This is a genomic window from Pedobacter sp. 01T416_2, assembly GCF_056398925.1.
The window spans coordinates 1-9,203 of the sequence record NZ_JBFTQI010000157.1 but is presented as its reverse complement, the minus strand read 5'-3'; the positions used below and the strand labels follow the sequence as shown (position 1 = coordinate 9,203).

The following is a 9,203-nucleotide window of genomic DNA, read 5'->3' as shown; positions in this document are numbered from 1 at the left end:
ATATTTCATAGGGAGGGTATAAAGTTTAATGGTGAAAAGTTTAAACACATTATGTTTTAAACCTCTTTGCTATGATTTTGTTTTATTAAAACTCTTGTTGATGCTGTAATATAAATTTTTTGCAGTGTATCTTCCAGGATCAATTATTCGCCTAATGGTGTAAAGTGGATAGTTTTCATCCCGTGTTGTTGAAAGTATAAATGCCGCTTTAAAGCCATGTTCTTTCAGCTTGTGTAAAGTTGAAGCTTTAAAAACACCGTAGGGATAGGCGAAATATGCTACTTTTTTACCTGTAATCTCTTCCAGTTTTTTAGTTGGTGCATCAATTTGGGTTGTCCAGTCCTCGTCGGTAAACTGTGCAAAGTTTTTATGATCGTAGGTATGGCTGGCAATTGTATTTCCCTCGTCAGATAACTGTTTAATCTGTTCTTTAGTCATGTAGTTGATCCGCCCTTTTCTGCCGATGGATACCGTCATAATAAAATAAACGCCTTTAAAGCCGTATTTTTTCAGTGTTGTATTCCCAATGGTAAACTGATCTTCATCCGTATCGTCGAAAGTAATCATAATAGGCTTCTCAGGCAATTTAGCACCGTAAACCAGATAGTTGTACAACTGATCGGGTAAAATAGAATGGTAACCGCTATCGGCCAGCATTTTCATGTGGCCTTTAAATTTATCAGGGGCAATAATGTCGTCGTGAGCTCTTTTGCTATCGCTGGCAATGTTGTTTCTAATCTGGTGGTAACACAGAACAGGCACCTCTCTGCGTGTCAGAATGGTTTTATTATCGGCAGGTTTCGTATTTGCCGAATCTGTTTTAACCGTTTCAGTAGTGTTTGCAACAGCCGCTTTTTCTTTTGAAGCCTTGGAAGACAGGCACGAGGTTAAAAGTAGTGTAGAAACCACACCGTAGAGTAGAAAACTTTTCATGAAGCAATGGTCTTATTTAAAAGCTGTTTTTAATGCTGTTGCTTAATGTTTTAGGCGACCAGTAACCGCTGGCAATAATCCTGCGGATCGTAAACAATGGGTCTTTTTCATCGCGTTTGGTTGATAATTGATAAGCCATTCTAAAGCCACGTTTTTTAAGCTCAGGAATGCCTTCTGCATTCCATAAGCCGAAAGGATAGGCAAATTCTGTCATCTTTTTACCTGTAATTTCTTCCAGTTTTTTGGTTGGTTTATCTAATTGCTCTTCCCAATCTTTACCTGCATATTTTTTAAAGTTTTTATGATCGTAAGTGTGGCTGCCGATCACATTTCCTTCGTCAGCAAGTTGTTTAATCTGCTCTTTGCTCATGTAATCTACAAACTTGCCTTTTTTGCCGATCGAAACGGTCATGATGAAATAAACGGCTTTATAACCCAGTTTATCTAAAGTTGGGCGTACAATGGTAAACTGATCCAGGTCAGTATCATCGAAAGTTAGCATAATGGGTTTGCTCGGTAGGGCAGCACCAGTGTTCAGGTAGGCATAAAGCTGATCGGGTAAAATGGTATGGTAGCCACTATCGGCCAGCATTTTCATCTGGTCTTTAAAATTCTGGATTTCTACAATATAATCTTTACCTACTTTTCCATCGGTTGGTTTCCAGTTTCTTACCTGGTGATAGCATAAAATAGGTACCTGTTTCCGGGCTAAAATGGTTTTGGCATCGGCAACCTTTATTTTCGAAACGTCAACCGGTGTTCCCGCACCTGTAGCAGTCTTAGAAGTCTGCGTAGTAGAATCTTTAGCCGTGGCGTTTTCTGTTTGAGATTTAGATTGACAGCTGGCAAACAAGATTACTCCGGCTGTTATTAGGGTTAAAAAGCTGTATTTCATTATGAGGATATATAGCTACAAAACTATAAAATCTGTCAATTATTTAACCATCAAAATAAATTGTGTTAATAATTAATTTCTGATGCATAAAATTGAGCTAACTATCGCTTTTATTACACATTAAAGCCTGCTTAATATGCTTTAATTAAATAATTTAGCGGCTCAAACAAATTTTGATGAATAAACTTTATAAACTCCTGCTGTGTGCGCAGTTTTTATCCTTAACTGTAGCTGCACAAAACAAAACATTTACCCTAACCGAAAATATTCAGTCACAACCTAAAGCAAATTATCAACTTGCATCGCGTTTTTCGCCAAATAAGTTGAAAAAAATGGTTTATTCTACCGCTGTAGATCCGCATTGGCTAAAGTTGAGCAACCGTTTTTGGTACACTTTTGAAAGCCCGAAAGGAAAATTCTGGTACCTCGTGGATCCTGCATCAAAAAGCAAAAAAGTGATGTTTGACAATGCTAAACTGGCAGCAGATATTACCCTGATTGTTCGCGATCCATTCGATGCCGAACATTTACCGCTGGAAAACCTAAAATTTGCGGCCGATGAAAAAAGTATTTCTTTCGAAATCAAAAGCACGGTCGATGAATTGAAAAAAGACAGAAAAGATAAAAAAGCTGCAGATTCTATGCAGAAGAAAATATTTTCTTTCAAATACGAACTGGCCAGCGCGAAATTAACTGAGGTGCCAAATTTCAGTAAGCCAAAGCCAAAACCATCATGGGGATCGGTAGCGCCCGATTCGTCGGCTATTATCTTTTCCCGTAATTACAACCTGTATTGGATGGATAAAGACAACTACAAAAAAGCAGTCAAAAATGAAGATGACAGTACAATTGTAGAACATCAGCTCACTAAAGACGGTGTTAAATTCTATTCGTACGGAAGTGATGGCGATGGTGAAAACAATGTAGAGAACGAAAAAAATAATAAAAAACGCCGTGGTGCTTATGTGCTTTGGTCGCCGAATTCGAAATATTTCGTATTGGATAGAACCGATTCGCGTAAGGTTAAAGATCTTTGGGTAATTAATAGTGTTACACCTGGCCGTCCGACGTTAGAAACTTATAAATATCAAATGCCGGGAGAGGCTGAAGCCCCTCAGGATGAAGTTTTGCTATTCGATTTTGCTGCAAAATCTTATAAAAAACTGAGTGTTGCCGCATTTAAAGATCAAAGTGTTTCGGTTTGGAGCAAACCATCATTAAATAAAGACCGTGATAACGAATTCCGTCCGTCTATTTGGTTGGGTAATGATAGCAGGTTCTATTTTTCACGCACCAGTCGCGATTTAAAACGTATCGACATCGGTACGGTTGATATTGCTACCGGAAAAGTTACGCCTTTAATCGACGAACGTTTTAATACCTATGTTGAAGTTAACCGCCCAGGTTTGGTAAATGATGGCAACGAACTGATTCATTGGAGTGAGCGCGATGGTTGGGCACATTTTTATCTCTTTGATGGAAATGGGAAGCTGAAAAACCAGATTACCAAAGGTGCTTTCCACTGTGAGAGTATCGTAAATATCGACGAGAAAAAACGTATCCTTTATTTTACGGCAAATGGCAGGGAAGGTAAAGAAGATCCTTACTACTTACATTTATACAGCATCAATTTTGATGGTTCGAACATGAAACTGTTAAATGCAGGTGATTTTGACCATGTGGCGAATATGAATGATAACAATACTTTCTTTGTTGATAATTATTCGAGGGTAAACACTGCACCAAAAGCCACGCTTTACGATGGATCAGGCAAAAAAGTGATGGATCTTGAAACTACAGATCTTTCATTATTGATAACAGCAGGTTACAAATTTCCTGAACCTTTCAAAGTAAAAGCAGATGATGGAATTACCGATCTGTACGGTGTAATGTATAAACCTTTCGATTTCGATCCGAATAAAAAGTATCCGATTATCGAATATGTTTACCCAGGCCCGCAAACAGAAGCGGTAAACAAAGCTTTTAGCAAGAGCATGGACCGTACCGAGCGTTTAGCTCAATTTGGTTATATCGTAATTACGGTAGGTAACCGCGGCGGAAACCCTTCGCGATCTAAATGGTACCATACTTACGGTTATGGCAATCTGCGCGATTACGGTTTGGCAGATAAGAAAACAGCTATTGAGCAACTGGCTGCCAAATATTCTTACATCGACGAATCGAAAGTGGGCATTACAGGTCACTCTGGCGGTGGCTTTATGTCAACCGCTGCTATGCTGGTTTATCCTGATTTCTTTAAAGCTGCGGTTTCGAACGCAGGAAACCACGATAATAGCATTTACAACCGTTGGTGGAGCGAAAAACACCATGGGGTAAAAGAAACCATTTCTTTAAAAGGCGATACCTCATTTAAATACAGCATTGATAAAAACCCTGACCTGGCCAAAAATTTAAAGGGACATTTGTTATTGATGCACGGCGATGTAGATAATAATGTGCATCCGGCAAACTCTATCCGCGTGGCCAATGCACTAATGAAAGCTGGTAAACGTTTCGATTTCTTGATTATTCCTGGTCAGCGCCATGGTTTTGGAGATATGACGGAGTATGCTTTCTGGAAACTGGCAGATCACTTTAACAAATATTTAATCGGCGATTTTTCTGAACCGAGCGATGTTGATTTAGTAGAAATGGACAGAGATATCGAACAGAACGGAAAATAGTTTTTATTACAATAGTTTATTTTGATGGCCTGTGGAAACGCAGGCCATTTCTTTTGCCATTATTGTAAGGCTAATTTTAATCGCTAATTGTTGCGTCACCCTGACCTGTAACGCAGCGGAAAGCTACGAAGTAAACCGAGCCTTAAGCGAGCTCACCGAAGGTAAWTTATTTCAGGGGCTATTTCAATACGATTCGTCATTGCGAGGCTAATCCTTCATTAGCCGTGGCAATCTATCCGATTAATGTTAGGTACGAAATAGGTGCTCATGCAACCTCAAAAATGAAATACTGCCTTGGCCATCTAGCCCCGGTTGAAGCGTTACCCTGCAGCAACGAGGTACGAGGCAGCGAAGCGTATAAGCGTAAAACGGGAGAGGCTAAATGTTTTGCACAGGTATTGCGCTCCAAAAAAAAACTTAATTGTTGAGACTCCCTTTGTTAGCCGTGGCAATCTATCCGATTGGTGTTTGTTTTTGGTGTTACATAGCTTTTTGGAAAGCAGGCTTCGGTAGTTGTTCGGTTATTTCAGTCCCGCTATTGCCTATAGTCCCGATTTGAAATTTTCTTAAATACAATAGTGGTTAAATCGGGAACTATTCGGCGCTATCAGGTTTGATAATTTAGGGTTGTGTTCCAAATTTAAACCTTTCTATTGCAAATTTTTTTTCCTTTCGCCATGCTTTGCGTCCTCACAAACCATTTCGTTATTTGTTTAATTACAGATAAAAAGAATAAACACAGATTCAATCCGTGTTTATCAGTGTGCATCTGTGGTCAATAAACAAAAAAGCCCCGAAAATTTCGGGGCTTCTGATCTGTTAAGGTAATCCGTTAGTGTTTTTTTATTTGTAAAGGTAATTTACTGCAATCACATCATTTGCATTAAAAGTACGGTTACCGCCATTAGAACAGGCCAACATAAATGAGCCTGCATCAGGAGTTGAAGGCGTTCCCGGGATTCTAATTGCCCCCACATTCGATGCGCCTTCGTTGCCTGCGCCACTTGCGCCACAGCTAAAGGCACGGTTCATATAATCCGTATGGCGGAAACCGATACAATGGCCTACTTCGTGCTGGATCACAGAAGCAAGGTATAATAAATCAGGGTTGGTTCCATAAGCAGCAGCATTGGTGTTCATTTTAATTTGATTGTATGGCTTTCCTGATGCTGTTGGGAAACCCGCAGAACCTAAGGTAATAAAGCCGCCACTTGGACCTTCATTAAAGCCAATAACGTTAATGTTGCCGGTTGTACCTGCGCTAGCCCTTTGGAAAGTAATGCGTAAACCCAATGAGTTGTACCTCGAAATCATGGTGTTTACTGCATCGCTATATACCTGAGGTAAATTGGTTACCGACACTGTAATTACACGTGGTAAAGATTTAACCAGGTTTGTGGTTCGGTACTGCTCAGTTTCGGCAATGTTTAAATTTGCACCAGTAGAAGGTTCAGCTAAATTGTCATCAGTTAAAAGAATATCTCCTTCTACCAAATAACCTTCATCTGTTTTACGGATATTGTCGGTGCTAAAGCCTAGAGATTTGATCTGTGATAATTTGTCTGCTGAAATTTCAGTTTTGTTTTCTACCGCGTTTTCTGTATTATTACTCTTACATGAGTATAGGTTAGCGAGTAAAAGGCATACTGCTGCAATCGATAAAAATTTTGTTGTTTTCATCTTAGTTGGAATTAAATTAGTTTAGGTTGAATAAGTTAGTTAATAAAATTTGTGGATTACCTTATTAATCCTAATTTAGAGAAGATAATTGATGTAAACAAAATTTTACAATAAAATAAATATTGAGAGTCTGTACTGTATTTTTAGTTATATGTTTTTGTCTATCTGTGCTTGGTTTAAACGCACAAGTACAACCTGCTGGAATAGAAAAATATTTTGAAAAATATATTTCCAAAAATGGCAATTCACAAAAATTAAATGCCGAAGGGCTCATTTTGGTCCGGTTCAATCGTACGTTGACGGCTACCGAAATTCAATTATTAAACCCTAAAAAGAAACTTGCCGGCGATTATTTTATTGTCGAAAAACCGGCTGTCTCCAGCCTCTCTAATTATGTGATTTATCAAGAAAAAGCTAACGGACTATGGAAAGCCAGCGATCGGTTAATCAAAGTGCTTGCCAAGTCAACAAAAAAGAACGATTCCATTCTGGTTAGGCTATCCTTTAAAAATATAAATGCTTTACCTGTTTCAGCTAAAAACTTAAGCATAAAATCAATAGATCATATCAACAACATGATTATGGTTAATATTTTACAGGCTGATTTAATGTTGATATTGGAACTGGATGATATTTTATACGCTGATGTTTTGCCTGTTGCTAAAGAGGAAGTGGTCATTAATGGTATCGACCTCGGCTTAAACCAAATTTCTAATGCCCATCGTCTTTTTCCGGATATTGATGGCAGAGGTATAAATGTTTCCTTTAAAGAAGGGATGTATGATGCAGCCGACCTTGATTTATTAGGAAAAACACTTCCAGGAGCAACTATTGGTACAACACCAACTACCCATGCTACCATTATGGCCACCTTGGCATTAGGAAACGGCAATTCATTTATCCGTGGTTTAGGTGCCGCGCCAAAATCCAAATTGGCATATTCTGATTTTTCTAACCTCATGCCAGATTTGGTTACTGATTTAAACAGGCTTCAGATTAAGGTTCAAAACCATTCGTATGGTACCGATATAGACAATGACTACGGAATGGAAGCAGCTGCGTACGATAAGCAGATTTACGAAACCGATACTTTGATCCATGTTTTTTCTGCCGGAAATAAAGGAACAACAACGCCATCAGTTGGTTTTTATCAAGGGATAACCGCCAGAGCCAACTTAACAGGCAATTTTAAGCAGGCTAAAAATTTATTGGTGATAGGAGGGATTAGCAGAGAAAATATTTCTGAAAATCTGAGCAGCAAAGGTCCTGCCTATGATGGGCGCGTAAAACCGGAGCTTGTTGCCTTGGGCGAAGACGGAACATCTGGCTCTGCTGCAATTACCAGTGGATCAATCGCATTGTTAGAACAATTTTATCAGCAGAAATATAAAAAAGCGGCTTCTGTTTCATTAATTAGAGCAACAGTAATTAATTCGGCTGATGATTTGGGAACACCACAGCTAGATTTTTTATATGGCTATGGCAAATTGAATGTGGCCCAATCGTTAAAAACTTTAGATGAAAACAGGGCATCTTTGTATGAAGTGGCCAAAAATCAGGATTTGCTTATTCCCTTGGCAATTCCGGCTAATGTAGCTGAAGTGAAACTAACCATTACCTGGAACGATCCTCCTGCTGTTGTAAATGCAGCACAAAGTTTGGTTAATGGATTGGATTTAAGTCTAGAAAATCCTGTTGGAAATTTAACACTGCCCTGGGTGTTAAGCAGCTTTCCGCATTTAGATTCCCTCTCAAAGCCAGCTGTGCGTAAGGCCGACGTTATCAATACCATTCAACAGGTTAGCCTCGATAATCCCTCGGCAGGTGCTTATAATATTCATGTTAATGGTAAAAGGATTACACGGGGCAATAACCAGCGCTTTGCGATGGCTTATCGTTATACATTCAAAAACACTTTTTCTTTCATCAATCCTGAAAAAAACGAATACTTTTTTGCCAATGAACAAAACTACATCAGGTGGGAGAATACTTACACCAGTAAAACCGGAAACTTATCGGTGAGCTATGATGAAGGGGCTACATGGAAATCAATTGCTTCGGGGATTGATTTAAGCAAAGGTTTTTATAATTGGAATACACCAGATTTGTTTGCAAAAGCAATGATAAAAATGGAAGTGGATGGAAATGTAATATTGAGCCAATCATTTACGATTTCTAGTCCGAGGACATTGAAAGTTGGCTATGTATGTAAAGACGGTGCTGTGTTCAGCTGGGATCCACAGCCTGGTGCAAAAGATTATACTTTGTACAATATTGTGGATAATATTCTTTCTCCGGTGCYGAGCCTTACTGATACTATAGTTAAGCTTGATGCAGGCAAGATTAATAGTAAATATTTTGCGATAGCAGCTAACGGGGTAGGTTTTGCAGGTTTAAAAAGTTATACTATCGATTATACGCAGCAGGGAATTGCCTGTTATGTAAGAAATTTATCGGCATCTGTAAGTGAGGATAAAGTAAAACTAGATCTCAGTATTGGAAGTACCTTGGATTTAAAGAATATCATTTGGGAAAAACAGACCGGGCCAAATACTTTTAGTGTTTTACAGCAGACGAAGCCAGTTTCAAATCAACTCGATTATACAATTTTTGATGAAAAGCCAAAAGCTGGAATCCAGTTTTACCGCGTTACTTTCGAAACTGCCAACGGCCAGGTGCAGAGCGATCTGGTTTCGGCAGTATTTCTTAAGGACAATGAATTTTCTTTCTTTCCCAATCCAGTTGCCGATTATTTAACTATTCTGAGCGGATCATTCGAAGATTATAGTCTATCTATTTTTAACATATTAGGACAGAAGGTTTTTGAGGAAAAGGCCACAAGTTCGAGCCGTTTTTTGCTCAACGCTTTATCAACAGGTGTTTATGTAGGTGTGATCAATAAAAACGGGCAGCAATTGAAAAAATTTAAGTTGATTAAGCAATAATTATAACATGTTTTGCGTAAATCTTTGTGATTATCGGGAGGCATTTTGGTTCCCGCAGATTAAAAA

At 38.8% G+C, this 9,203-nt stretch carries 5 protein-coding genes; 2 read left to right on the top strand and 3 right to left on the bottom strand.

Annotated elements, in window-relative coordinates:
* Nucleotides 1–69: 69 nt before the first annotated feature.
* Together AC1DPQ_RS09000 and AC1DPQ_RS08995 are read right to left on the bottom strand one after the other, a co-directional pair.
* Nucleotides 70–933, bottom strand: coding sequence for a polysaccharide deacetylase family protein (locus AC1DPQ_RS09000; RefSeq protein WP_477582985.1), 864 nt, complete (start codon nt 931–933; stop codon nt 70–72).
* A gap of 16 nt (nt 934–949) precedes the next feature.
* Entirely contained in the window at nt 950–1,828 is an 879-nt protein-coding gene (locus AC1DPQ_RS08995; RefSeq protein WP_477582987.1) for a polysaccharide deacetylase family protein, read from the bottom strand.
* Nucleotides 1,829–2,004: 176 nt separating this feature from the next.
* On the opposite strand from AC1DPQ_RS08995, the gene AC1DPQ_RS08990 reads away from it, so the two are divergent.
* Nucleotides 2,005–4,512: a S9 family peptidase gene (locus AC1DPQ_RS08990; RefSeq protein ID WP_477608891.1), complete on the top strand. Its 2,508-nt coding sequence runs from the start codon at nt 2,005–2,007 to the stop codon at nt 4,510–4,512.
* 843 nt (nt 4,513–5,355) lie between these two features.
* Here AC1DPQ_RS08990 and AC1DPQ_RS08985 read toward each other — a convergent pair.
* A complete protein-coding gene (locus AC1DPQ_RS08985; protein ID WP_477578777.1) occupies nt 5,356–6,192 on the bottom strand; it encodes a M57 family metalloprotease in 837 nt (278 codons plus the stop codon).
* 167 nt (nt 6,193–6,359) lie between these two features.
* On the opposite strand from AC1DPQ_RS08985, the gene AC1DPQ_RS08980 reads away from it, so the two are divergent.
* Nucleotides 6,360–9,137, top strand: a complete 2,778-nt coding sequence (locus tag AC1DPQ_RS08980; RefSeq protein ID WP_477608889.1) for a S8 family peptidase — start codon at nt 6,360–6,362, stop codon at nt 9,135–9,137.
* The last annotated feature ends 66 nt before the right edge of the window (nt 9,138–9,203 follow it).

Bases quoted from the DNA above. Each gene is read 5' to 3' on its own strand.
- AC1DPQ_RS08985 (WP_477578777.1), bottom strand. From the start codon at position 6,192: ATGAAAACAACAAAATTTTTATCGATTGCAGCAGTATGCCTTTTACTC.
- AC1DPQ_RS08990 (WP_477608891.1), top strand. From the start codon at position 2,005: ATGAATAAACTTTATAAACTCCTGCTGTGTGCGCAGTTTTTATCCTTA.
- AC1DPQ_RS08995 (WP_477582987.1), bottom strand. From the start codon at position 1,828: ATGAAATACAGCTTTTTAACCCTAATAACAGCCGGAGTAATCTTGTTT.
- AC1DPQ_RS09000 (WP_477582985.1), bottom strand. From the start codon at position 933: ATGAAAAGTTTTCTACTCTACGGTGTGGTTTCTACACTACTTTTAACC.